General features: G+C 71.2%; 16 protein-coding genes. 11 read left to right on the top strand and 5 right to left on the bottom strand.

What is annotated here, in order from left to right; all coding sequences use genetic code 11:
* Positions 1-35: 35 nt before the first annotated feature.
* The 4 genes from BUB57_RS03105 (at position 36) to BUB57_RS03090 (ending at position 3,852) form a co-directional block, all read left to right on the top strand.
* Positions 36-1,121 carry a C4-dicarboxylate TRAP transporter substrate-binding protein gene (locus BUB57_RS03105; protein ID WP_073061821.1) on the top strand — a complete coding sequence of 362 codons (1,086 nt, stop codon included), beginning with the start codon at positions 36-38 and terminating at the stop codon, positions 1,119-1,121.
* A gap of 61 nt (positions 1,122-1,182) precedes the next feature.
* Positions 1,183-1,701, top strand: coding sequence for a TRAP transporter small permease subunit (locus BUB57_RS03100; protein ID WP_073061818.1), 519 nt, complete (start codon positions 1,183-1,185; stop codon positions 1,699-1,701).
* A gap of 7 nt (positions 1,702-1,708) precedes the next feature.
* A complete protein-coding gene (locus BUB57_RS03095) occupies positions 1,709-3,019 on the top strand; it encodes a TRAP transporter large permease (RefSeq protein WP_073061814.1) in 1,311 nt (436 codons plus the stop codon).
* A gap of 26 nt (positions 3,020-3,045) precedes the next feature.
* Positions 3,046-3,852 carry an SDR family NAD(P)-dependent oxidoreductase gene (locus BUB57_RS03090; RefSeq protein WP_073061811.1) on the top strand — a complete coding sequence of 269 codons (807 nt, stop codon included), beginning with the start codon at positions 3,046-3,048 and terminating at the stop codon, positions 3,850-3,852.
* A 346-nt stretch (positions 3,853-4,198) separates the two neighbouring features.
* Here the strand turns inward: BUB57_RS03090 and BUB57_RS03085 are convergent, their stop codons facing one another.
* The 3 genes from BUB57_RS03085 to BUB57_RS03075 form a co-directional block, all read right to left on the bottom strand.
* A complete protein-coding gene (locus BUB57_RS03085; protein WP_073061808.1) occupies positions 4,199-5,308 on the bottom strand; it encodes a polyhydroxyalkanoate depolymerase in 1,110 nt (369 codons plus the stop codon).
* Positions 5,309-5,450: 142 nt separating this feature from the next.
* Positions 5,451-7,532: a penicillin-binding protein 1C gene (pbpC, locus tag BUB57_RS03080; protein WP_073061806.1), complete on the bottom strand. Its 2,082-nt coding sequence runs from the start codon at positions 7,530-7,532 to the stop codon at positions 5,451-5,453.
* 25 nt (positions 7,533-7,557) lie between these two features.
* Positions 7,558-13,098 carry an alpha-2-macroglobulin family protein gene (locus BUB57_RS03075; RefSeq protein WP_073062108.1) on the bottom strand — a complete coding sequence of 1,847 codons (5,541 nt, stop codon included), beginning with the start codon at positions 13,096-13,098 and terminating at the stop codon, positions 7,558-7,560.
* A gap of 344 nt (positions 13,099-13,442) precedes the next feature.
* Here BUB57_RS03075 and BUB57_RS17285 point away from each other — a divergent pair, with 344 nt between their 5' ends.
* Positions 13,443-15,440 (top strand): Hint domain-containing protein, encoded by a 1,998-nt coding sequence (locus BUB57_RS17285; RefSeq protein ID WP_073061803.1) that lies wholly within the window; start codon positions 13,443-13,445, stop codon positions 15,438-15,440.
* A gap of 34 nt (positions 15,441-15,474) precedes the next feature.
* Here BUB57_RS17285 and BUB57_RS03065 read toward each other — a convergent pair whose 3' ends face one another.
* Complete coding sequence (locus tag BUB57_RS03065) at positions 15,475-16,383, bottom strand: MurR/RpiR family transcriptional regulator (RefSeq protein WP_073061801.1); 909 nt, start codon at positions 16,381-16,383, stop codon at positions 15,475-15,477.
* A gap of 129 nt (positions 16,384-16,512) precedes the next feature.
* Here BUB57_RS03065 and BUB57_RS03060 point away from each other — a divergent pair, with 129 nt between their 5' ends.
* From BUB57_RS03060 to panB, 6 genes are all read left to right on the top strand, one after another.
* The gene (locus BUB57_RS03060) at positions 16,513-17,853 is read left to right on the top strand and encodes an aspartate aminotransferase family protein (protein ID WP_073061798.1); all 1,341 of its coding nucleotides are present in this window, start codon (positions 16,513-16,515) and stop codon (positions 17,851-17,853) included.
* Positions 17,850-18,626 (top strand): beta-keto acid cleavage family enzyme, encoded by a 777-nt coding sequence (locus BUB57_RS03055; protein ID WP_073061795.1) that lies wholly within the window; start codon positions 17,850-17,852, stop codon positions 18,624-18,626. The genes BUB57_RS03060 and BUB57_RS03055 overlap by 4 nt, the downstream gene beginning before the upstream one ends.
* A gap of 180 nt (positions 18,627-18,806) precedes the next feature.
* Positions 18,807-19,859 (top strand): quinolinate synthase NadA, encoded by a 1,053-nt coding sequence (gene nadA / locus BUB57_RS03050; protein WP_073061792.1) that lies wholly within the window; start codon positions 18,807-18,809, stop codon positions 19,857-19,859.
* 167 nt (positions 19,860-20,026) lie between these two features.
* On the top strand, positions 20,027-21,583 hold the full coding sequence (locus BUB57_RS03045) for an L-aspartate oxidase (RefSeq protein WP_073062104.1): 1,557 nt from the start codon (positions 20,027-20,029) through the stop codon (positions 21,581-21,583).
* On the top strand, positions 21,583-22,449 hold the full coding sequence (gene nadC, locus BUB57_RS03040; RefSeq protein ID WP_073062101.1) for a carboxylating nicotinate-nucleotide diphosphorylase: 867 nt from the start codon (positions 21,583-21,585) through the stop codon (positions 22,447-22,449). Before BUB57_RS03045 ends, nadC begins: the two co-directional genes overlap by 1 nt.
* A gap of 18 nt (positions 22,450-22,467) precedes the next feature.
* Positions 22,468-23,298 (top strand): 3-methyl-2-oxobutanoate hydroxymethyltransferase, encoded by an 831-nt coding sequence (gene panB, locus BUB57_RS03035; RefSeq protein ID WP_073061789.1) that lies wholly within the window; start codon positions 22,468-22,470, stop codon positions 23,296-23,298.
* Positions 23,299-23,400: 102 nt separating this feature from the next.
* Here panB and BUB57_RS03030 read toward each other — a convergent pair whose 3' ends face one another.
* Positions 23,401-24,645 carry a phenylacetate--CoA ligase family protein gene (locus tag BUB57_RS03030; protein WP_073061786.1) on the bottom strand — a complete coding sequence of 415 codons (1,245 nt, stop codon included), beginning with the start codon at positions 24,643-24,645 and terminating at the stop codon, positions 23,401-23,403.
* Between the last annotated feature and the right edge of the window lie 161 nt (positions 24,646-24,806).

Below are 24,806 nucleotides of genomic sequence, written 5' to 3'. Positions count from 1 at the left end.
CCCGGGGACCATGTAATCGAAAGGGAGGAAACCACATGAAACGTCGCGAATTCATCGCCGCCGGTGCCGGTCTTGCCGCCAGCGGGCTGCTTATGTCGCGGGGGCGTCCGGCATTCGCCGCCACATCGCTGAAATTCGACAGCTACATTTCCGAAACCGCCGGCCCGTCCTGGACCGACCGCTGGTTCCTGGAAGAGCTGGAAAAGCGCACCAACGGCGAGGTCTCGGTCCGCAGCTACTGGTCGAGCAGCCTCAACAAGGTGGGCGAGCATCTGGCCGCCGTCCGCGACGGCACCTCGGAAATCACCCTGATCTCGCCCGGTTACTATCAGGCCGAGGTGCCGGTGACCCGCGGGCTGGAGTGGTATTTCCGCATGAACCGTTCCGACGCGCTGCAGCTGGTGTGCCGTGATGTCTACGAACAGTTCCAGCCGCTGCGCGACGAATGGGAACAGCGCCACCGTTCGCAGATGCTGTACTGGACGACCTGGAACTATGCGCCGCTGGTCATGCGCGAACCGATCACCTCGCTGGAACAGATCAAGGGCAAGCGCATCCGCGGCTACGGCGTTGCCACCGACGTGATCGAGCGTCTGGGCGGCATCCCGGTGCCGATGGCCGCGCCCGAGGTCTATCAGTCGCTGGAACGCGGCGTGCTGGACGGGGTCTACGGCTTTGATTTCATTACTGCAATCGCCTATAAGCTGCACGAGGTCGCGCCGAATTTCTATGATATCGGCGACGGCCCGCATGGTCCCGCGGCGGTGGTGATGAACAAGCGCGTCTACGACGGCCTGTCCGACGACGTGCGCAAGGTCCTGGGTGATCTCGCCGACGAGCTTTACGCCGGCAAGTTCGTCGAGATCTACAACGAGGCGCTGGCCAGATATGTCGTCACCGCCAAGGAAGAAGGCGTGAATTTCGCCACCTTCCCCGCCGACGAGCTGGCGGCCGCCCGCGCCAAGGTCCAGCCGGCCGAGGTTCAGGCCTGGATCGACGGGGTTGCCACCCCCGCGGGCATCGACGGGGCCGAGATGCAGCGCCTGATCGACGAGGCGATCGCGAAGCACGATCCGAACGGCAAGATGCTGCGCCCCTCGGAAATCGCCGCGGGCGCCTGAGCGCGGATAGCGGCGGCGGCCCTGACCCGGGCCGCCGCCCTGCAACCGCAAAGGAGACGAGATGGATATCCTCAATGCCACCGTCCGCCGTGTTTCAGACGTGCTGGGCTGGGTCGCCATGGTCTTCATGGCCATCCTGATGTTCGGGGTCACGGCGGATGTCGCCGCCCGCGCCATTTACGGCCAAAGCGTGCCGGGCCTGTTCGAGATGTCCGAACTGAGCATGGTCATGGTCGTGTTCCTCGGGCTGGGCTGGACCCTGCGCGACGACGCCCATATCCGCGTGACGATGCTGACCGACCGGCTGGCGCCGCGGCCGCGGCGGCTGGCCGGGGGACTGGCGTGGCTGTGCGCGGCGCTGGTGTTCCTGCTGCTGGCCTGGCCCTCGACGCAAGAGGCCGCCTATTCCTTTTCGATCCGCGAGTTCCGGTGGGGCGTCGTGCAGATCCCGATCTGGTGGACCAAGATCGCGCTGGCCGCCGGGCTGTGGTTCGCTGCGGTTCAGGCCGTGGTCAAGGCGGTGCTGGTCGCGACCGACCGCGATCTGCCCGAATCCCATCCCGCCCCCGTAGAATACTGAGGCACCCATGGACCCGATTATTGCGGCCTCGGTCGCCGTTGCGCTGATCTTTGTCCTGCTGGCCCTGGGCACCCCGGTGTTCGCGGCGCTGGCCCTGTCCGGCGCGGCCGGAATCGTCATGGTCGAGAACCTGGCGTTCCTGCTGAACCGGCTGAAATCCTTCAGCTACTCGACCACGGCGACCTCGACCCTGACGGTCATTCCGCTGTTCATCCTGATGGGGGCCTTCGCCCATCATGCCCAGATCGGGCGGCGGCTGTTCGAGGTCGCGAACAGATGGGTCGGGCACATGCCGGGCGGGCTGGCCATGGCCGGGATCCTGACCAGCGCCGGTTTCGCGGCGACCTCGGGGTCGTCGGTGGCGACGGCGGCCACCGTGGGTTCGGTCGCGCTGCCGGAAATGCGGCGTGCGGGCTATGATCCGGCGCTGGCTGCGGGCAGCGTCGCCGCGGGGGGCGTGCTGGGGGTGCTGATCCCGCCCAGCGTGCTGCTGATCTTTTACGCCGCCCTGACCGAGGTGTCCGCCGGCAAGATGCTGGTCGCGGGTTTCGTGCCCGGCATCCTGACCACCATCGTGTTCATGCTGGGGATCCGGGTGATCGCCGGGCGCCTGATGCCGCGCGCCACGCTGGCGCCGCGGTCCAGCTGGGCCGAGCGGCTGTCGGCCACCACCCGCGCCTGGCAGGTGGTGGTGCTGTTCCTGGTGGTGCTGGGCGGCATCTACCTGGGGCTGATGACGCCGACCGAGGCCGCCGCCGTGGGCGCGGTCGCCGCGCTGCTGATGCTGCTGGCAGAACTGCGGCTGGGGGTAATGCCGGCCATCGTGGAAAGCTTCCGCTCGACCATCACCACCACGGTGATGATCCTGTTCACCATGCTGGGCGCGGGCATCTTCAGCTATTTCCTGACGCTGGTGCAGCTGCCCCAGCAGATTGCCGGGGCCATCGGCGAATCCGGCATCCCGCCTCATGCGGTCGTGGCGCTGCTGCTGCTGGCCTATATCCCGCTGGGGATGTTCCTCGATGCGTTCTCGATGATGGTCATCACCCTGCCGATCATGTTCCCGACCGTGCAGCACCTGGGGTTCGATCCGATCTGGTTCGGCATCCTCTGCGTCAAGATGTGCGAGATCGGGCTGATGACGCCCCCCGTAGGGTTGAACTGCTTCGTCATCGCGGGGATCGACCGCCAGACCCCGCTGACGCAGGTGTTCCGCGGTGCCAGCTGGTTCGTCCTGATGGAGATGGTCACCGTCACGCTGCTGTTCGCCTTTCCGCAGATCACCACCTTCCTGCCCGACATGATGCTGGGCCGATGACAGCGCAACGTGAGGGGAGCGCCGCGATGAACGGACGTGTGCAGGACAGGACCGCACTGGTGATGGGGGCGGGCTCGATCGGGCCGGGCTGGGGCAATGGCAAGGCCATCGCCGTGACCCTGGCGCGGCAGGGCGCGCAGGTGATGTGCGTGGACCGCGACCCCGCCGCGGCTGAGGAAACCGCCGCGCTGATCGCGGCCGAGGGCGGCACGGCAGTGGCCCATGTCGCCGATGCCACCAGCTCGGATCAGGTGGCAGCGGTGCGCGACGCCTGCGTGGACCGTTTCGGCAGCATCGACATCCTGGTGAACAACATCGGCATCGCCCCGGTGGGCGGCGTGGTCGAGCTGTCGGTCGAGGACTGGGACCGCGCCTTCGACATCAACCTCAAGACCTGCTTCCTGGGGATGAAACACGTCATTCCGCAGATGCTGGCACAGGGGCGGGGGGCCATCGTCAACATCTCGTCGGTGGCGTCGCTGCGCTGGTCGGGGGTGGCCTATGCAGGGTATTATTCCACCAAGGCGGCGATGAACCACCTGACCCGCACCACCGCGGTGGAATATGCCGCCCGCGGCATCCGCATCAATGCGGTGCTGCCGGGGCTGATGCGCACTCCGATGGTGGAAAATTCGGGCGCGCTGGCGCAGGACTATGGCGCCGGCGACATCGAAGCGATGTGGCGCAAGCGCGATGCGCAGGTGCCGATGGGGCACATGGGCGATGCCTGGGACGTGGCGAATGCAACGCTGTTCCTGGCCTCGGACGAGGCGCGCTACATCACGGGGATCGAGCTGGTGGTCGATGGCGGCATCACCCTGAAGTTCGCCTGACGCCCGCGCGCGACCCGCTGCCCTGTCGGGGGACGGCGGAAGTGATGTCATACACGTTGCCACCTGAACCACACCGCATCCGTGAAGCCACCGAGGCCTGTCAGGCGTTCCAATGCGCCGGGACGGAGATCAACCGGCTGGACGGCAAGACGCCCGGCGAGATCCGGCGCCTCGCCACCGAAAGGCAAGGAAGCCGCCCGAGGCCCATGTCTCGAGGCTCAGCTTTCCCGAGGATCATCCGGAAGTGCGTGATGCCTCGGCGCCGTTCAACCTGCGCCGAACCCCGGATCGGGCGGATCTGAAAAATCCGCAGCTGCGCCGGAAAGGGCGAGGATGGGCGCACCCCTTACCCCAGCCAGCGGTCCAGCCAGGCGATGATCGCGGGGGCGACGCCGGTCTGGAACGCCTCGCCTCCGAACAGCGCCAGGTGGTTGCAGCCCTCGATCCGCAGCGCCAGGTGGCGCTCGGGGGGCAGCCGGGGGCACAGCGCATGGGCGGCGGCGGTCTGGCCGGGGGCGATGATACGGTCCTCCATCCCCTCGACCGTCAGCAGCGCGCAGTCGCGGATCGCGCCGGGGTCCACCGTGATCCCGTCGTGGATCAGCCCGCCGGTGACCAGCGCCCGGCGGCGGAACACCGCGTCGATGTTTTCCAGGAAATGCCGCGCATCGACATCGACCATGATGCTGCACAGGTCCGACAGCGGCACCTGCCGGTCGATCTCTCCCATGTCGGGAAACGGCGTCCAGCTGAGCCAGCCGGGCATGAAGGCGCGGCGGAATCGTGCCGTGGCATGGACCGATTCCTGCGTATCGGCGGAATAGACCAGCCGCCCCACCCCCGGATAGCCGTGGCGCACCGGAGTGATCGCCAGGCTTTGCAGGTGATAGGGGCGCGAGCCCGCCAGATGCCGCGACAGGCTGGTGGGGTTCGCCCTGGGGTCGATCGGGCTGCCCAGCAGCGCCAGCGCCGCCGGGGCGGCCGGATCGCCCTGCGCCGCCATCACCGCGGCGGCGGCCAGCGAGGGCGCGCCGGACTGGCACAGCGCCACCAGCCCCGCCCCCGGCCCCGCCGCACGCAGCGCCCCGATGATCGCGGCGATATTGGCGTCCAGCCCGAAACTGCCCTCGCGCAGGGGAATGAAGCGGGGGTTGATCCAGTCCGGCACCAGCACCCGGTACCGGGGCAGCAGCGCCAGCACCGTCTCGCGCATGATCCGGGACACGACACCGGACAGCGGCGGCGGCAGCACCACGGTGCCGCGCGCCTCGCGCCCGGGGCAGTCGAATTCAAGCAGCACATGAAAGGCCGAGACCGCCAGTTCCCGCTCGCGCACCTCCAGCGCGGGATCGTCGATCCGGGAAATCTCGAACCCCACCCGCGCCACATACCGCCCGTGGCGGCCGGCCGGGATGGCCGGGCCGGTGGACGAAAACGATGTGCGTGATTCCCCCATGACGGCCTCCGATGCAGGCGGACAGGCGACTTCGCCCCAGTCTAACCCATTTCCCGGCCGGGGGCGGCAGTTTCTTCTTTCTGGTTCAAATACCCTCTTTCGACAGCGCCGCCGGGAACCAACGCCGGGGCAGGGGCGGGGTTCATTCAGCCGGCGGCAGCGCGCGGAACCCGGCGCGGGCGGATCGTCCCTCGGCGTCGATGACGGCCAGCGCGGAAAACCCCGGCTCGGCGGGCAGCTCGGCCACCGGCAGCGGCTGCCCGACCGCGACCGGCGCCCCGTTCAGCAGCCAGCTGTAGGGGGGCGTGCCGCCGCGGGCGCGCACGGTCAGCGCAGGGCCAGAGAGTTCCACCACCGCGCCGTCGGGGGGGAACTGCACGCTCAGCGCCTCGGGGGGGCGCTGGCCGGGGCCGGGGGCCTGCAGGGCGCCGCGGGGGGCAAAGCGGCGCAGCGGCCGCGGCAGCGCGGCGTTGGGGACCGTCAGCGCCGAAGGGGGCGGCGGCGGTAGCGCCACCGCCCGCGGCCCCAGCGCATCGAACAGGTCGAACAGCACTGGCGCCGCATATTCGCCGCCGAAAGCGCCCGGCACCGGGGTGCCGTCGGGGCGGCCCATCCAGACGCCGGCGACGAAACCGCCGTCGAACCCCACCGCCAAGGCATCGCGGTGCCCGTAGCTGGTCCCGGTCTTGTAGGCGACGCGGCCGGCGGCACGCCCGCCGGGGGGCGCGATCCCGGCCAGCACATGGGCCACCTGCCACGCCGCCGCCCGGCCGAACACCGGCGCCGCTGCGGCCTCGGCCCCCGACTCCGGCCGGTCGTGCAGCCGCAGCGCCCGGCCGCCGCGGGCCAGCGCGCCGTAGCCCTGCACCAGGTCGCGCAGGCTGACGCCGGCACCGCCCAGCACCACCGCCAGCCCCGGCTGGTCGCCCTGCTGCGAAAGCGCCATCCCCGCCTGCCGCAGGCTGGCCATGATCCGCGCGGGCCCCAGCGCCTCGGCCAGCCGCACCACCGGGATGTTCAGCGATTCCACCAGCGCCTGCCGCACCGTCACCGTGCCGCGAAACCGGTTGTCGAAGTTCTGCGGCTGCCAGCGGCCGAAGGCGGCGGGCCGGTCCTCGATCAGCGTCTCGGGGTGGATGAGCCCCTCGTCCATCCCCAGCGCATAGACCAGCGGCTTCAGCGTCGAGCCGGGAGAGCGCAGCGCCCGCGTCATGTCCACGAACCCGCCCGAGGCGCTGTCGGCGAATTGCGCCGCCCCGACCTCGGCCAGGATCTCGCCGCTGCGGTGGTCGGCCAGCAGGATCGCGGCCGAGACCTGCGCCGCCTGTCCCGCCACGGCACGGGCGGCCAGCCGTTCGGCGGCGGCCTGCAGGCGGGCGTCGATGGTGGTCTCGATCCGCGGCGCGCCGGGGTTTTCACGGCGCAGCCGGTCGGCCAGCAGCGCGGCGCGGGCCGGAAAGGCGCGGCGGCGGTCGGGCAGGGGGGCGGCACGAGCGGTCGTCGTCGCCTCGGCGTCAATGATCCCCAGCGCGTGGGCGCGGTCGATGACCCGGTTGCGGGCGGCCAGCGCCGCCGGGCGGGCCGCGGGCAGATCGGGGCGGCGCGATTCCGGCGCCTGCGGCAGCGCCACCAGCAGGGCCGATTCCGCGGGGGTCAGGCGGCGCGGTTCCTTGCCGAACCACATCAGGCTGGCGGCGCGCACCCCTTCGGTATTGCCGCCATAGGGCGCGAGCCGCAGATAGAGGTCGAGGATGCGCTCCTTGCCCAGCCGCCGTTCCAGCGCCAGCGCGACGCGGGCCTGCCGCAGCTTGGCGCGCCAGTCGCCGGTGGGGCCGCGTTCCAGCAGCCGCGCGGTCTGCATCGACAGCGTCGAGGCGCCCGAGACCACCCGCCCGTGCCGCAGCGTCTGCCACGCGGCGCGCAGGATCGCGCGGCGGTCCACGCCGTCGTGGCTGTAGAAGCGCCGGTCCTCCCACCCGACCAGCATCGACAGGAAGCGCGGGTCCACCCCCGACTGCGGTGGCGCCAGCCGCCACAGCCCGTCGCCGACCGGGAATGCGCGCAGCAGGGTGCCGTCGCGGGCCAGCACCTCGGTCCCGACCGGGACGGTCAGGGCGGGCAGTTCGGTCGCGTTGATCCAGCGGTCCCAGGCGGCGCGCGCCCGGTCGGCGCCATGCGCCAGCAGCCCGGCCGCCAGCGCCAGCGCCAGCAGCCGCCGTCCCATGCGCCGGTCCAGCGGCGCGTGGCCGTCAGGGCGTGATCGCGGTCCGGCCACTGTCGGTCCAGCCCCGGCGATCCGGGCGATACATGTCCGAGACCACCGCCGCCGGATGCGCGAACTCGCCCGCCGTCACCGCCCGCAGCCGGTAGGCCAGCCGGATCGGCTGGTCGCCATTGCTGGTGACGGCGGCGGCGAAACGGTCCTGCCGGAACTCGACCATGTCGGTCCAGTCGGTCAGCTCCAGCCAGTCGAGCCCGGTGAGTTCGCCCTGCGAGATCAGGTTGGGGTTGTCGATCTCGAACCCCGCGGGCAGCGGGTCGGTCAGGATCAGCCGCCCGCCCGCGACGTCGAACGGCCGGATCTCGATCACCGCCACCAGCCGCGTTCCCAGCGCGACCTGCGCGGGGTCGGCGGGTTCCCCGTCCGGGGTGTAATAGCTGCGGGTGACGGCGAATGCGGTGCCGCCGGCCTGCAACGGCTCGACCGGCACCGCGGTGGCGCTGAGCGTGACCGGCAGCGCCGCCGCGCTATCGTTGCGCAGCGTGGTCGCGGGGACTGCGCCCGCGTCGCCCAGATCGGCGGTGGGGGCCGACAGCGCCGCGCCGTTCAGCGCCAGCCCGCCGCCCGCGCCCGGGCCGGTGGACAGCGCCTGCCCGGCCAGCACGATCCACGCGGCCTCTTGCGTGGACAGCCAGCCGCCGCGCGCGTCCAGCCCGGCCGAGATCGCGGCCACCGTCCCTTCGCGGTCCACCGCCTGGCTGCCGGATTCGGCGGCCAGCGCCAGCATCGCGGCGCGGTCGCGCAGGATGGTGCCATAGTCGCCGCGGAACCCGCTGCTGGGCTCCTTGCCTTCGGTGGCAAGCGCCTGCGCGCGGCGGAACATCATGTCCGCGCGGCTCTGGTCCCCGACTGCCGCCAGCGCCGCGCCCAGCTGGGCGGCGGCCATGGGGGTGGCGAAACCCTCGGCCCCGGTGTCGGCGTAATAGCGCAGATCGCTGACCACCGCGGCGCGTTCGCGCGCCAGCACATAGGCGGCATAGGCCGTGGCGGCGTTTTCGTCGGCATCGGCATATTGCGGATCGGCGGCGGCATTCAGCCCGTTCTGCAGGGCGGACAGCGCATTGCGGAACGCCTGATCGGGGACCGCGAACCCGGCCTCGCGCGCGCGGGACAGGAAGTCGGCGATATAGGCGTCCAGCCAGCGGTCGCCGGAGTCCGCGCTCCACAGGCCGAAACCGCCCTCGGGCGTCTGGCGGGTGAGGATCTGGGCGATGGCCTTGTCCACCGCTTCGCGGTCGCCCGTGCGCGGGGGCGCGCCCTCGGGGGCCAAGCTCTGCGCGTGGATCAGCGGGATCGCGGCCGAGGCGAGCTGTTCGCTGCACCCATAGGCCCAGTTCGACAGCTGCGCGATCGCCGCCGGCACGTCCAGCGCGGCAAAGGCGCCGCTGGACAGCATCAGCCGCCCGGTGCCGGGGCGGAAATTGCCCAGGGAGGACAGGTCGAGCGCCTGTTCCTGCCCCGGCGCCAGCGTCAGCCGCAGGGCGCGGGTGACGGGCGGGTCCAGCCGCTCGACCGGGATCGACAGGTCCTTGGTGACCTGGCGTCCGTCGGGCAGTTCCGCGGTCAGCCGCAGCTGCGCCAGCCCCTGCTCGTCGGGGGCCGACAGCGACAGCGGCAGGGTCACGGACTGGCCCTCGGCCAGTGCGGTTTCAGCCGCGATGTCGGTGGTCAGCGCCACCGCGTCGTCGGCCTCGGCCTCGGCGATGTTTTCCAGCGCCAGCCGCACGGTGCCGGCAGGGCCGGTGGCGTGGGTCAGGCGCAGTTCGGCCTGCGCCCGGTCGCCGGGGGCGAGGAATGCGGGGACGGTCGCCACCATCACCACCGGGTCGCGCACCAGCATGGTGGTGTCGGCCTGCCCCAGCGCGGTGTCCGTCCACGCCAGCGCCATCACCCGCACCTCGCCGTTGAAATCGGGCAGCGGTACCTCGACCGTGGCGCGGCCCTGATCGTCCAGCGTCAGCGGGCCGGAAAACCACGCCATCAGCTTTTCCGTGGGCGGAGGCGCCTGCGTCTGCGCGGCGCCCGCATCGCCGCCCGTGCGCAGCGCCCCGTCGGCCGCGCCCGAGGGCAGGATCAGCCGCCCGTAAAGATCGCGCAGCCCCACGCCCAGCCGGCGCTGGCCGAAGTAATGGTCGGTGGCCGAGGGCGGCTGATAGCCGGTCAGGTTCAGGATGCCCTGATCGACGGCCCAGATGGTGGCGTGGACGCTCTGCCCCGGCTGCGCGCCCTCGACCGCCAGTGTCACCTGCGCCGCGCCGCGCGGGTCGGTGGATTCGGGTGCGGTCAGCGTCGCGGACAGCACCCGGTCGCCGGGATCGACGGCGGCAGGCGCGATCCCCAGCGTGCGCACCGGCGCGTGGCCGGCCTGCGCGTCCAGCGGCCGTATGGCGCTGGCGGCGACATAGACGCCGGCGTCCCAGTCGTCGGTCACCGGCAGTTCGACCGTGTTGCGCCCGGCCGTGACCGGCACCGATTGCAGCGAGATCAGCCGGTTCGACATGACCGAGACCAGCGCCACCCCGTCGGCCGCGGCCTCCATCGTCAGGGTGGCGGTGTCGCCGGGGCGATAGGCGGGGCGGTCCAGCGTCACCCGCATCCGGTCGGGGGTATCGCTGCCCGAGGACGCCGCCCCCCAGCCCGCGTCGAAGGTGAGGGAGCTTTCCGCGCCGTCCGCCGCGGCCACCACCAGCTCGTAGCTGCCCCAGTCCACCGGCACCGCCAGCGGCGCGGGGCCGTCGGCGGCAAGCTCCAGCTGGCCCGAGGAGACGCGGCTGCGGCGGGTCACCGGCTCCCAGCTCCATTCGCCGTCAAGGGCGAACCACTGGTAATCGGTCTGCACCCGGTTCAGCACCCAGTCCACCGTCGCGGCGGCGGGTTGCAGGTCGGCACCCAGCGCGACGATGCGGAAGCCGGCGTCGGATCCCTCGGCAACGCTGCCGCCCTCGAAATCGGGGCGCAGGCCGATGGCGGTGCGGGCGGGGGCGATGGTGCGGGTCACGCGGCGCTCGACCGGGCGGCCGGCGCCTTCGCGCACCGACATCGCCAGCGTCGCCTGCCACGGGCGGGCGGCGGCCTGCAGGGCGGGCGGCAACTCGGCGCTGGCGGCGAAATGCCCGGCGGCATCGGTCTGGCCCGAGGGCATCGCCACCACATCCGGGTCCGAGGCATCGTCGTGGCGGCCGAACACATAGCCGTCCCAGCCCGGCAGGCTGCTGGCGGGGATCAGGCGCAGCTCGCCGTCCACCGGCAGGTCGGCCGCGGGGGCGCCGAACAGCCAGCGCGCGTCAAAGGCGACCTGAACCGGTGCGGCGGCGGGCAGCGCGCCCTCGGGCAGGGTCAGGGCAAAGTCGATGCGCTCGGGGCGGAAATCCTCGACCAGCAGCCGGGCCGAGGCCAGCGCGGGGCCGTCCTCTTCCACCCGCAGGTCGATGCGCCAGGCGCCGCGCGGGGCGTTGCCGGGGATCGGGAAATCCAGCACCGCGCCGCCCGCGCCCGCCGGCTGCGGCACCAGCCGCGCGTGCTCGACGCCATCGGGGCGGATCACGCGGGCGTTCAGCGGCAGGGCGTCCAGCGCCTGCGCGCGGCCGTCGCGGGCCAGGATCGTTGCATGGGCAACCTCTCCGGCGCGATAGGCGCCGCGGTCCAGCGCCAGGAACAGGTCGATCGGCGGGGCAGGGGGCGCACCCTCGACCCCGCGGTCGGACAGGTCGAATTCCGGGTCGATCAGCGACAGGAAGGCCAGGTCGGTGATCCGCTCACCATCGCTTGCCGTCGCGGTCACGATGCCGGGGGCAGAGGCACCGGTGCCGCGCACCAGCCCGGCGTCGAAATGCGCGATCCCGTCCCCGTCCGTCACCGCCCGGCCCAGCACCGCGTTCCCGCGCGAGACCAGCTGCAGTTCCACCCCCGCGCGTGCGCTCGCGTCGCCCAAACCCCGCACCGCCACGGTCAGCCCGTCCGCGCCCTGAAACGCGCTGAGCCCCAGATCCGAAATCATGAACCATTGCGAGGCGCGCGGGCTGCGGTCGGTCGACTGCCCCGGCACGGTCGCGTTCAGCACATAGACGCCGGGCGCAAGCGTCAGCCCCGCCTGCCGCAGGTCGATGCGCGAGGCGACCTCGGCGTTCAGGGGATGCTCGCCGCCGCCCTCGGGCGGGGCCACGTCCAGCTGGCCGCGCCAGATCTCGTCGCCGATCCGGTCCTCGAACCGGCCGATCTGCCAGTCCTCCAGCGGCGCGGCGAACAGGTTGTCGCGCAGCGCCGCGACAAGGTTGCGGTCCGACATGCGATAAAGCACCAGCTCGGCCGCGTCGGTGTTGACGGTGTTCAGGGTCAGCCCCTGATCGCCGGTCGCGGGCAGCACATAGGCGCGGCCGGAAAACCGCACCAAGGGCGCGCGGTCGCGGACATAGACCGACTGTTCCACCGTGCGGCGCAGCGTGTCGCCGTTTTCGGCCGGCAGCCCGGCGCGCAAGGCAAAGCGCAGCGCCTGCCCGCGCGGGGCGCCGGTGATGCAGATCTCATACCCCTGCGCCTCGACCCCCAGCGCCGGGTCGGGCAGCTGCACAAAGGGCCGCATGTCCACGCCCGAGGCCACGGGTTCGGAAAACCCGACGCAGACGCGCGGTTCCGGGCCGTCGCTGTCGGCGCGGCTGTCGGCGACGCGGAAGCCGTGGCGCGCCTCGAGCTCTTCCAGGCGGGCGGCAAGCTCGGGGTTGCCGGGCTCGGCCGCAGCCGCCTGCCGGATCGCGGCCAGCGCGTCGCGGCCGCGCCCGCTTTCCTCGGCCAGCCGCGACCACAGCTGCAGCATCGCGCTGCCGGGGCCGGGGTCGCGCAGCCAGGAGTTGAGCGCGGCCAGAGCCGCCTGCCGCCGCATCCGGTCGTCGCGGGGGCCGTCGGGGGCGCCCGCGGCCTCATCCAGCGCCGCGGCCAGCGCCGCCCAGTCCGGCGCCGTGTCGGTCAACGCGGCCAGCGCGCCCAGCCAGTGCACCCGGTCCTCGGGCGTCGTCGCGTCCTGCGCGTGCTGGCGCAGCCCCGCGGCATCGCTGCCGTCGCCCGGCCAGTTGCCCGAGAGGCGCCGCGCCTGTTCGGCCAGCTCGCGCCGGTCGCTGTCGCTGACCCAGCCCGAGGCCGCCAGCCGCGCCGCGGCAAGGGCGATCACCTCGGGCGCGGTCTCTGTCACGATCCCGGAATGGGCGCCGACATAGGGTGCCCCCGCCCCGGCGCCGGTCTTGAGAAAACAGGCCCGTGCCCGTGCGTTCCAGGTCAGGGCCCGGCAGGCGTCGGTCGCGAGACAAGCCGCGACGCAGGCGTCCTGCCCCAGCTGGCGGATCATCGACAGGTCGTTGCCCGGCAGGTCGAGATCGCTTTGCAGCACCACCCGGGCCTGGGGCACCACATCTTCGGGGCGGGTCTGGGCCTGCGCCGCGGGTGCCAGCGCCAGCAGCGCCAGCGCGATCCCGAATGCCGCCCGCGCCGCGCGCCGCCCCTGCCGTTTCACCTGCGCCATGATCATCCCCCGGTTGTGATCCGCGCGGCGCCCGCCGCTGTCACGCCATCCTGCCACAAGTGAAATCCCCGCGCCAATCGGTGGTTTCAGGATGTTTGTCTAGCAACAGATCATCAGTATCATTCTGATTAATCCTGATTTATTTTTTCAGATTGACGGTATCTTTCGTTCATGGGCATGGTGGCGGCAAGGGTATGTCCCATCGATTCGCCGTCTGACGCCGGTTGCAGTCTGTATCCAGAATGTCCCCTCGACCCGCGGTTCCGGCGGGCGATGCAGCCTGTTCTCGTCAGCCCGTGTCGCAGGACCTCTGCCCATCGTTCTTGGGGCCGAGGAGTTTTCAGATGGCTGTGAATACCTATACCGTGCTCTATCTCGGCAAGCTGTCGGATATGGACACGAACGAGCGCAATTACTCTGCCGAAAATGCGGACGGGGTGCTGAGGAACCAGACTTTCGGCGCGGCAGGCGACCCGCTGTTTGCCAACAGCCTTCAGATGACGTTGCATGATGTCGGTGGTGGCTCCGGCGTCCAGTTCGATCATCATGGCACGAACGACTATCTTTCCTACAAGCTGAACGGGGTCGAATATCAGCTCAAGGCGGACTCGGGGGTCATCGTCTCGAACGTCCAGGTGACGCAGAGGCTGGACGACGGTTCGACGCGGACCATCACCGCCACGGTTCGGATCGTGCAGGATGTGGAGGGTAACACTTTCGTGTTGCCGCCGGTGGCCCAAGGGGCAGGGTTCGGCGAACGCGAGCTGACCAAATACCTGATCGTCAGCATGAAAATGCCGTCGGGCAGCTCGAACTATACCGAAAGCGCATTCGCCAGCATCGACAACAGCCGCGTCCCCCTGCCGTTCCGCGACGGCTATGTCGACGGCACCGATGGCAATGACCGGATCGACGCGAATTATGTCGACAAGGACGGCGACCGCGTGGATCGCGGCGATGCGATCCTGCCCGGCCATAGCGGCAACATGGACCATATCCGCGCCGGGCGCGGCAATGACACCGTCTATGCCGGGGCCGGTGACGATACCGTCGAGGGCGGCGAGGGCAACGACGTCATCCATGGCGAGGCGGGCAACGACAAGCTGTATGGCGATGCCGGCAACGACCAGATCCATGGCGGCGAGGGCAACGACAGCCTCTATGGCGGCGACGGCAACGACACGCTGCGGGGCGATGGCGGCAACGACCTGCTGGAGGGCGGGGCCGGAAACGATGAGCTTCGCGGCGGAAAGGACGACGACACCCTGCGCGGGGGGGACGGCGACGACCGGCTGTTCGGCGATGAGGGCAACGACAGGCTGGATGGTGGCAAGGGCAACGATTCGCTGGATGGTGGGGCCGGGGCCGACACGCTGACCGGGGGCGAGGGGTTCGATACCTTCGTCGGCGGCAGCGGCGACCTGATCACCGATTTCAATGCCGGGATCGACCCTGCGGCCTATGACGACGGCAACGATGCCAACAACGATGTCGTGGACCTGTCGGGCTACTACAACCACGACAACCTCGCCATTATCAACGCGCAGCGCGAGGCCGCGGGCGAACAGCCCTACCGCACCCCACTGCAGTGGATGCGCGCCGACCAGGCGGATGGGATCCTGAACGACATCAACTCTGCCAATGGTTTCGGACAGGATTTCACCCTGACCATCCAGAACGGCGGCGCGGCGGTGGGTGGCGAGGCGCTGACCCATGAGACCACGCGGGTGGTCTGCTTCGGCGCCGACGCGCTGATCGAGACCGACCGCGGCCCGGTCGCTGCCGGCAGGCTGGCGGTGGGCGATCTGGTGCGCACCCGCGACGCCGGGCTGCAACCGATCCGCTGGATCGGCAGTAGCCGCCTGGATGCCGCGCAGCTGGCCGCGAACCCGCGGCTGCGCCCGATCCGCATCCGCGCGGGCGCGCTGGGGGACGGGCTGCCCTCGACCGATCTGGTGGTGTCGCCGCAGCACCGGGTGCTGGTGCGCTCGCGCATCGCGCAGAAGATGTTCGGCACCGATGAGGTCCTGGTCGCCGCCAAGCAGCTGTGCCAGCTGGGCGGGATCGACATTGCCGAGGATCTGGACGGCGTGACCTATGTCCACTTCCTGTTCGACGACCACCAGATCGTGTTCTCGAACGGTGCGGAAACGGAATCGCTGTTCACCGGCGACGTGGCGCTGAACTCGGTCGGCCCGGCGGCGCTGGAGGAGATCCTGACGCTGTTCCCGCAGCTGCGCAGCGGCGCGGCGCCGGTGCCGGCGCGGGTGCTGGCATCGGGGCGGATGGGGCGCAAGATGGCGACCCGCCACCTGCAGAACCGGCGGGCGCTGGTCAGCTGACCGGCCTGCGGTGGACCCGGCCCGGCCGGGTCCGTCACCGCGCGGGGGCGCTGCCGGGGCCGCGCGAGGGGATGTAGCCGCCGAAATCGCGGACCCGGCGCTCATGCTCGGCCACCCGCCGCGCCGCCTCGGGCGAGCGGGACGCCATCACCGCCAGCAGCGCCTCCAGCGCCGACAGCGCCGCGGTCAGTGAGGGCATGATATGCGGCCCGTCCATCGGCAGGAACAGCGCCTCGGCCGCGCCGCGGGCGATGGGCGAGGACGGCCTGTCGGTCAGCGCGATGAAGGGCACGCCGCGGTCGCGGGCGATGTCGCAGGCCAGCACCACCTCGGACGAATAATGCTCATAGGCGATGGCGACCACCACGTCGTCGGCCGCGGCGGTGGCCATCTGGTCGACCAGCATCCCCGGCAGCGACGGCGGCGGGCTGAAATTGCCAAAGGCAATGCCGCCCAGATAGGCGAAGTGATGCGCGATGCCGAAACAGCTGCGCGCGCCGACCGTATGAACGCAGCGCGCCGCCAGCAGCCGCGTGGCGCAGCGGTCCAGCACCTCGACCGCCTGCGGCTGGTAAAGCGCGGCGATATTGTCCAGATCGGCGCGCGCGGCGAGATCCCACAGCGCGGCGCCGGGGTGCTGGCGAAGCTCGCGGGTCCGCTCGGCATAGATGTCGGTGGTGCTGCGCAGGTCGAGCCGCAGCGATTCGCGCAGCTCGCCATAGCCGCCGAACCCCAGCGCCTGCGCCAGCCGCATCACCGTGTTCGGGCTGGCCCCTGCCGCGTCGGCCAGCTGCCGCACCGAGCTGAAGGCGACCAGCGGCAGATTATCCTGCAACCACAAGGCCAGTTGCCGCAGCGCTGGCGGCGCAGTCAGCGCGATTTCGGCCAGTTGCTGGCGAATCTGCGCGGTGGCGGTGGCCTGCGTCTGGGGTGGGTGTGTCATGCTGGACCTTCCTTGGCGGCTGCCCGGATCTGGCGATAATACATCTGTAATATAAAATGACAAAGCTGGTTCGTTTGTGCTATCGCTGGGCCAACCGGCGATGGCGCCGGCCTTGCGCAGGACAGGCACATGACAGGACATATCTTCGGTCGCTCGACCCGAATCTCGCCGCCCGTCGCGGTGGCGGGGGAGGGCTGCTATCTGATCGACGCGGGTGGCAAGCGCTATCTGGATGGCTCTGGCGGCGCGGCGGTGTCGTGCCTCGGTCACTCCAACCAGCGCCTGCGTCAGGCGCTGCACGCGCAGCTGGACCGGCTGGCCTATGCGCATACCGGCTTCTTCACCTCGGAACCGGCCGAGACCCTGGCCGACCGGCTGATCGCGAAAGCGCCCGAGGGGCTGGAGCGGGTGTATCTCGTCTCTGGCGGGTCCGAGGCGGTCGAGGCCGCGATCAAGCTGGCGCGGCAGTATTTCGTGGAAATCGGCCAGAGCCAGCGCCACCGGGTGATCGCACGGCGGCAAAGCTATCACGGCAACACGCTGGGCGCGCTGGCTGCCGGCGGCAACGAATGGCGCCGGGTGCAGTTCGGTCCGCTGCTGGTGGAAACCAGCCACATCGCCCCCTGCTACGAATACCGCGACCGGCAAGAGGGCGAGAGCCTTGAGGCTTACGGCCGGCGCGTCGCCGACGAGCTGGAAACCGAGCTGCAGCGACTGGGGCCGGACAGCGTCATGGCCTTTATCTGCGAACCCGTGGTCGGCGCGACCTCGGGCGCGGTGCCGGCTGTGCCGGGCTATCTGCGGCGCATCCGCGAGATCTGCGACCGCCACGGCGTGCTGCTGATCTTTGACGAGGTGATGTGCGGCATGGGCCGCACCGGCCATCTGTTCGCCTGCGACGAGGACAGGGTGGCGCCCGACATGCTGACCATCGCCAAGGGGCTGGGCGCGGGCTACCAGCCCATCGGGGCGCTGCTGGTCTCGGGCGCGATCTACGACGCCATCGCGCAGGGCAGCGGCTTCTTCCAGCACGGCCACACCTATATGGGTCATCCCATGGCCGCCGCCGCTGCCAATGCGGTGCTGTCCGAGATCGAGGAGCGTGACCTGCTGGCCGCTGTGCGGCGGCAGGGCGAGCTGCTGGACCGCAGCCTGCGCGAGCGGCTGGGCCAGCATCCCCATGTCGGTGACATCCGCGGCCGCGGGCTGTTCCGGGGCGTCGAGTTGGTCGAGGATCGCGGCACCAAGCGCCCCTTCGATCCCGCGCTGCGGCTGCACGCGCGCATCAAGGCGCTGGCGTTCGACGCCGGGCTGATCTGCTATCCGATGGGCGGCACCATCGACGGGCGGCTGGGGGACCACGTGCTGCTGGCGCCGCCCTTCATCATCTCGGACGCCGAGATCGCCGAGCTGGTCGACAAGCTCGCCGGCGCCATCGACGGCGCCATCGCCGGGGCGCAGGCGGCATGACCGCGCTGCCCCGCATCATGCTGGCCCCGAACGGGGCGCGGCGGACCACCGCCGACCATCCCGCGCTGCCGGTGACGATCCCGCAGGTGGTGCAGGCGGCGCTGGACGCGCAGGCGGCCGGCGCGGACGGGCTGCACGCCCATGTCCGCGATGCCGAACAGCGCCACGTGCTGGACGCCGGGCTTTACGCCGAGCTGCTGGCGGAACTGGCCGCAAAAGCGCCCGGGCTTTACGTGCAGGTCACCACCGAGGCCGTAGGCCGGTATACCCCGGCCGAGCAGCGGGCGCTGGTGGAGACCCTGCGCCCCGCCGCCGTCTCGATCGCGCTGCGCGAGATCATGGCGGGGGGAGAGGACGATCTGAACCGCCGCTTCTTTGCCGGCTGCGCCGAGGCGGGCTGCCATGTGCAGCATATCCTTTACGATGTCGCCGACATCCGCAGGCTGGCCGAGCTGGTCGCCTCGGGCGTGATCCCGCGCGAAGAGCTGGCGGCGCTGATCGTGCTGGGCCGCTATGCCGAGGGGCAGCGGTCGTCGCCCCTCGACCTGCAGGAGCCGGCGCGGCTGCTGCTGGAGCTGCTGCCCGGCGTGGACTGGGCGGTCTGCGCCTTTGGCCCGGCCGAGACCGACTGCCTGGTCGCGGCGCGGCGGCTGGGCGGCAAGGCCCGCATCGGGTTCGAGAACAACCGCCTGAACCGCGACGGCCGCCCCGCCAGCGACAATGCCGAGCGCGTGGCCGAGCTGGTGGCCGAACTGGCGCGGCTGGGGCTGTAGCGCCGCACGAGGCCAAGGGCCGGGCTTTCGGGCCCGCCCCGGCCCATCCCCGCGGGTCGCCACGATTTTTTGGTCACTTTCCCGTTGCAGCAGCGCACGCGGCTGACTACGTTCCCGGGCCATGGCCGATTTGCTGCGATGCGGCAAGACGCACCACGCATATGGACCGGAGGAGGCCAAGTGCTGGATGTGACAGCGATGCGCGACGAGCTGCGCGCCCATTACGACCTTGCCCCGTCGATGGAGCTGGCCCGGGCGATGGCCGACACCCATGCGCGGATGGACCGGGTCGTCACCATGCTCGACTGGGCGGTCCACGCCCCCTATGTCGCCGCGATCAACCGGCTGAAGCGCGAACGCAACGCGGTGGTGCTGGCGCATAACTACATGCCGCCGCAGATCTATCACGGCATCGCCGATTTCGTCGGCGACAGCCTGCAACTGGCCATCCGCGCGACCGAGGTCGAGGCGCAGGTGATCGTGCAATGCGGCGTGCATTTCATGGCCGAGACCTCCAAGATCCTCAATCCGGCGAAAACCGTGCTGATGCCCGACATGGGCGCCGGCTGCTCGCTGGCCGAAAGCATCACCGCCGAAGGCATCGCGGAAATGCGCGCCCGCTACCCCGGGGCGCCGGTGGTCAGCTACGTCAACACCACCGCCGAGGTGAAGGCGGCCTCCGACATCTGCTGCACCTCGGCCAATGCCGCGCAGATCGTGGCGGCGATGGAGGGCGGCACCGTCATCATGACGCCCGACAAATGGCTGGCGCAGAACGTGGCCAAGCAGGTGCCGCAGAAGCGCGTGGTCTGGTGGGACGGCGCCTGCATCGTGCACGAGCAGTTCACCCCGCAGGACCTGCGCGATTTCCGCAGCTGGCACCCGGGGCTGAAGATCATCGCCCACCCGGAATGTCCGCCCGCCGTGGTGGCCGAGGCGGATTTCTCGGGCTCGACCAGCGGTATTCAGGCGTGGGTGGAACGCGAGCGCCCGGAACAGGTGATGCTGGTGACGGAATGCTCGATGGCCTCGAACATCTCGGATTCGCTGCCCGAGGTCGAGTTCCTGGGGCCGTGCAACATGTGCCCCTATATGCAGATGATCACCCTGGAAAAGGTGCTGTGGTCGCTGCACACCATGACCGGCGCGGTCGAGGTCGACCCGGCGGTGGCCGAGCCCGCGCGCCGCGCGGTGCAGCGGATGATCGACCTGTCGCGGCAGCTGGCGGCCTGAGGCGGATGCAGCGGGCAGCAGGCGGTGAGCGTCGGGCTTTTGGCGCTGCCGGAGCGGGGGCTGCGCGCCCTCGCGCCACTGCCGTGGCCTCGCTCGCTGAAAGCGGTCCACCGGACCGTTTTCCGGGTGCTCGCAAGCCCGTGGGATATTTGGACAAGGAAGAAACAGTGCGCGAGCTGGAAACCGGCCGCGTCGTCATCGTGGGCGCGGGGTTGGCGGCGCTGACGGCGGCGCTGCGGCTGGCGCCGCGGCCGGTGCTGATGATCTCGCCCGAGGCCCTGGGCAGCGGCGCCAGTTCCGCCTGGGCGCAGGGCGGCATCGCCGCGGCGATGGACCCGGCGGATGCGGCGGAAAATCACGCCGCCGACACCATCCGCGCCGGGGCCGGGCTGGTCGACGCCGCGGTGGCGGATTTCGTGACCGCGCAGGCACCGGGACAGATCCGCGCCCTGACCGGGATCGGCGCCCCCTTCGACCGCACGGCCGAGGGCGGCTATGTGCTGTCGCGCGAGGCGGCGCACGGGTTTGCCCGGGTGGTGCGGGTGCGCGGCGACCAGGCCGGGGCCGAGATCACCCGCACGCTGATCGCGGCGGTGCGGGCCATGCCCTCGGTCCAGGTGCTGGAGGGGGTGATCGCCACCGGACTGGCCGTCGAGGACGGGCGCGTCACCGGGGTGCGGCTGATGGCGGCCGGGGGCTCGGCGCCCGTGCTGCTGCGCGCGCCGGCGGTGCTGCTGGCGGCGGGCGGCGCGGCGGGTCTCTATGCGCGCACCACCAACCCCGCGCGCATCTGCGGGCAGGCGCTGGGGATGGCGGCGCGGGCGGGGGCGGTGGTCGCGGATGCCGAGTTCGTGCAGTTCCACCCCACCGCCATCGACTGCGCCGAGGACCCCGCGCCGCTGGCGACCGAGGCGCTGCGGGGTGAGGGCGCGTGGCTGGTCAACCGGCTGGGCGAACGCTTCATGCCGGGGCTGCATCCGGACGCCGAGCTGGCGCCCCGCGACGTGGTGGCGCGCGCGATCTACGCGCAGACGCAGGCGGGGCTGCGCCCGGCGCTGGATACGCGCAGGGCGCTGGGGGCGCGGATTCTGACCGATTTCCCCGCCGTGGCCGGCGCCTGCCGCCGCAACTCCATCGACCCGCTGCACGAGCCGATCCCGGTGGTGGCGGCGGCGCATTACCACATGGGCGGCATTGCCTGCGACCGGCAGGGGCGCAGCTCGCTGCCCGGGCTGTGGGTGGCCGGAGAGGCGGCCTCGACCGGGCTGCACGGGGCGAACCGGCTGGCCTCGAACGGGCTGCTGGAAGCCGTGGTGTTCGGGACGGCGGCGGCGGAGTCGATTGCCGCTGCGGTGAACCTGCCGCAGGAAGCCCCGCTGGTGGAACTGCCGATCAAGGGCACCGGCGAACTGCCCGACCCGCAGCTGGTCGCCCGGCTGCGCGCTGCGATGACCGCCGGCGCGGGGGTGATCCGCGACGCCGAGGGGCTGGCACGCACCCTGCGCGAGATTGCCGCCGTGGAATCCGCGCAGCCCGGTTGCGAGCCGCTGTTGAACATGACCGCCACCGCCACGCTGATCGCCGCCGCGGCGCTGGCCCGGCGCGAAAGCCGGGGCGCGCATTGCCGCCGCGATTTTCCCGACACCGACGGCGCCACCGGCCGCCGCAGCCGCATGACGCTGGCCGAGGCGCTGGCCCTGCGCCCCCAGCCCAAGGAGAGATGATGACCACCGACCACCCCGCCCGGATGCCGCCCCTGCCCGACATGGTGATCGAGCCGCTGGTCCGCGCCGCGCTGGCCGAGGATCTGGGCACCTATGGCGACATCACCACCCGCACGGTGATCCCCGCCGGCACGGGCTATCAGGCCCGCATCCGGGCGCGCGAGGCGGGGGTGGCCTCGGGGATGCAGCTGGCGGCCATCGCCTTCCGGCTGATCGACCCCGACCTGCGGTTCCGCGTGCTGATCCCTGACGGCAGCGCCTTTGCCCAGGGCGACGTGCTGGCCGAGATCGAGGGCGAGGCGGCCTCGATCCTGTCGGCCGAGCGGGTGGCGCTGAACTTTGCCGGGCGGCTGTCGGGGATTGCGACCCAGACCGCGGCTTTCGTCGCCGAAACCCGCGGCACCAGCACAAGGATCACCTGCACCCGCAAGACCACCCCCGGGCTGCGCATCGTGGAAAAACAGGCGGTGCTGCATGGCGGCGGCTTCAACCACCGCTTCAGCCTGTCCGACGCGATCCTGATCAAGGACAACCACATCGCTGCGGCGGGCGGGATCCGCGCGGTGCTGCGGGCGGTCAAGGCGCGCGCCTCGCACATGATCCGCACCGAGATCGAGGTCGACCGGCTTGACCAGTTGGCCGAAGTGCTGGACGAAGGCGGCGCCGATGTCGTGCTGCTGGACAACATGACCACGCCCATGCTGCGCGATGCCGTCGCCATGGCCTCGGGGCGCATCGTGCTGGAAGCCTCGGGGACCATGCGGCTGGACCGCATCGCCGAGGTGGCCGCGACCGGGGTCGACTATATCTCGGTCGGCGCGCTGACCCATTCCAGCCGGACGCTGGACCTCGGCCTTGATTTCTGACTGTTGGAGGAAAGTGACATGAGCGCCACGCCCGACCGCAAGCCCCGGCTGACCCCCGCCGACATCCGCGCCCGCAAGGGGGGCGAGCCGGTGGTCTGCCTGACCGCCTATACCACCCCGGTGGCCGAGCTGGTCGACCGCCACTGCGACCTGGTGCTGGTCGGTGACAGCGTCGGAATGGTGCTGCACGGGCTGGAGTCGACGCTGGGCGTCACCATGGAGATGATGATCCTGCACGGGCAGGCGGTGGGGCGCGGGCTGAAGCACGCCTGCATGGTGGTGGACCTGCCCTTCGGCGCCTTCGAGGAAAGCCCCGAACAGGCGTTCCGCAATGCAGCAAGGCTGATGGCCGCGACCGGCTGCCAGGCCGTCAAGCTGGAAGGCGGCCGCCATATCGCCGACACCGTGCGCTTCCTGGTCGCCCGCGGCATCCCGGTGATGGCCCATGTCGGGCTGACGCCGCAGTCGGTCAACGCGCTGGGCGGCTACAAGGTGCAGGGCCGCGGTGCCGAGGGCGAGCAGGTGCTGGCCGACGCCAAGGCCGTGGCCGATGCCGGCGCCTTTGCGGTGGTGCTGGAAAAACTGCCCGCCGAGCTGGGGGCCCGGATCTCGGGCGAGATCGCGGTGCCGACCATCGGCATCGGCGCGGGCCCCGATTGCGACGGGCAGGTGCTGGTCATCGATGACATGCTGGGCATGTTCACCGCCTTCCGCCCCAAGTTCGTCAAGCGCTACGCCGAGCTGGGGCAGGACGCGGACAAGGCGATCGAGGCCTACGCCGCCGAGGTCCGCACCCGCAGCTTCCCCGGCCCGGAACACTCCTTCGCCGCCGAGGTGAAGAAGGGCTGAGTTGGGGGACGCTCGCTGAGGCCGAGGACAGGTTGCGCCTCGGCCCCGGCCAGCGCCTCGGGGGCGCCACCAACACCGGTTGGGCCTCCTCGGTCGCCCCGCTCAAGCCGGCTTCGGGCGGCGGTCGAGGATGGGTTGTGCCTCGGCCCCGGCCAGCGTCTCGGGGGTCACCCAGCGCAATTCGCAGCCCAGCCGGGTGACGTCGCGCACCCGGGCCAGCAGCAGCGCGCCCAGCTGGTCCGAGGGCGCGGCGGCGATTTCCAGGGTCAGCCGGTCGCGCTCGGCCGTGCGGTCGATGACGAAGCGGGCGGGTGGGCGGGTGGGCAGGTCGGGGGGCAGGGCGGCCAGGACCTCGGCCAGCATGGCGGGGCGCAGGAACATCCCCTTGACCTTGACCGCATCGTCGGCGCGGCCCAGCCAGCCGCGCAGGCGACGGTTGCTGTGGCCGCTGGCGGCCTGGCCCGGCGCGAACCCCGACAGGTCGCCGGTGCCGAAGCGGATCAGCGGATAGTCCTGCCGCAGCGGCGTTGCCACCAGCTCGCCCACCTCGCCCTCGGGCAGCGGCTCGCCGGAACCGGGGGCGACGATCTCGACCCACAGTGATTCGGCCAGCACCATGCCGTCATGCGAATCGGTCTCATAGGCGATGATGCCCAGCTCGGCGGTGCCGTATTGCTCGAACACCGCGATGCCGCGGGCGGCAAAACCGGCGCGCAGGCTGGCGGGCAGCGCCGCCGCCGACAGCAGCGCCAGCTGGAACGGCTGCGGCTGGCCCGCGGCCTCGGCGGCCTCGATCAGGATGTTCAGGTAATCGGGGGTGCCGACATAGACTCGCGGCGCATAGGCGGCCATCGCCTGCAGGATCGGCCCGGTACTGCCGCCGCCGGCCGGGATCACCGCCGCACCCAGGCTGCGCGCCGCATCGTCGAACATCAGCCCGGCCGGGGTCAGGTGATAGCCGAAGCAGTTCAGCACCACGTCGCCCGCCCGGACGCCGGCCGCGCGCATCGCCTGCACCGCGCCGCCGTCCACCGCGCCGCCCGGCTCGCAGTTCGGGCCGGGGGACAGGAACAGCCGCCCGAACGCGCCCGCGGCCCGGGAGGTGATCCCCCCAAAGGGCGGCAGCGCCGCCTGCATCGCCGGAAGATCGCCCTTGCGCAGGATCGGCATCGCGGCCAGCATCGACTCGGTGACCGGACCCGCGCCGGGGTCGGGCAGGCGCGCGGCCCAGAACGGCACCTGCCGCGCCGCGCGGATCGTGTCGCCCAGCGCCGCCAGCCCGGCGCGGCGCCGGTCCTCGGGCAAGCGGAACTCAAGTGGCGGCGGGATGGGCGCGGAACGCGTCATCTACGGTCCTTTCTGCTTGCATGGACGCAGGACCCCCGTGTCCATGCCCCGTTCATGAAGCGGTTTCATCTGTCTGTCCCGCACAATGAACCGCCAATGACCCTGCGTCGCAAGCAGAATTTTTCGCGATTTCGGCCCCGCTGAAAATGGGTGCTTGACAT

Source organism: Paracoccus solventivorans (genome assembly GCF_900142875.1).
GTDB classification, from domain to species: Bacteria; Pseudomonadota; Alphaproteobacteria; order Rhodobacterales; family Rhodobacteraceae; genus Paracoccus; species Paracoccus solventivorans.
Note: the sequence above shows the minus strand (reverse complement) of the source record. Positions and strands in the feature narration are given on the sequence as shown.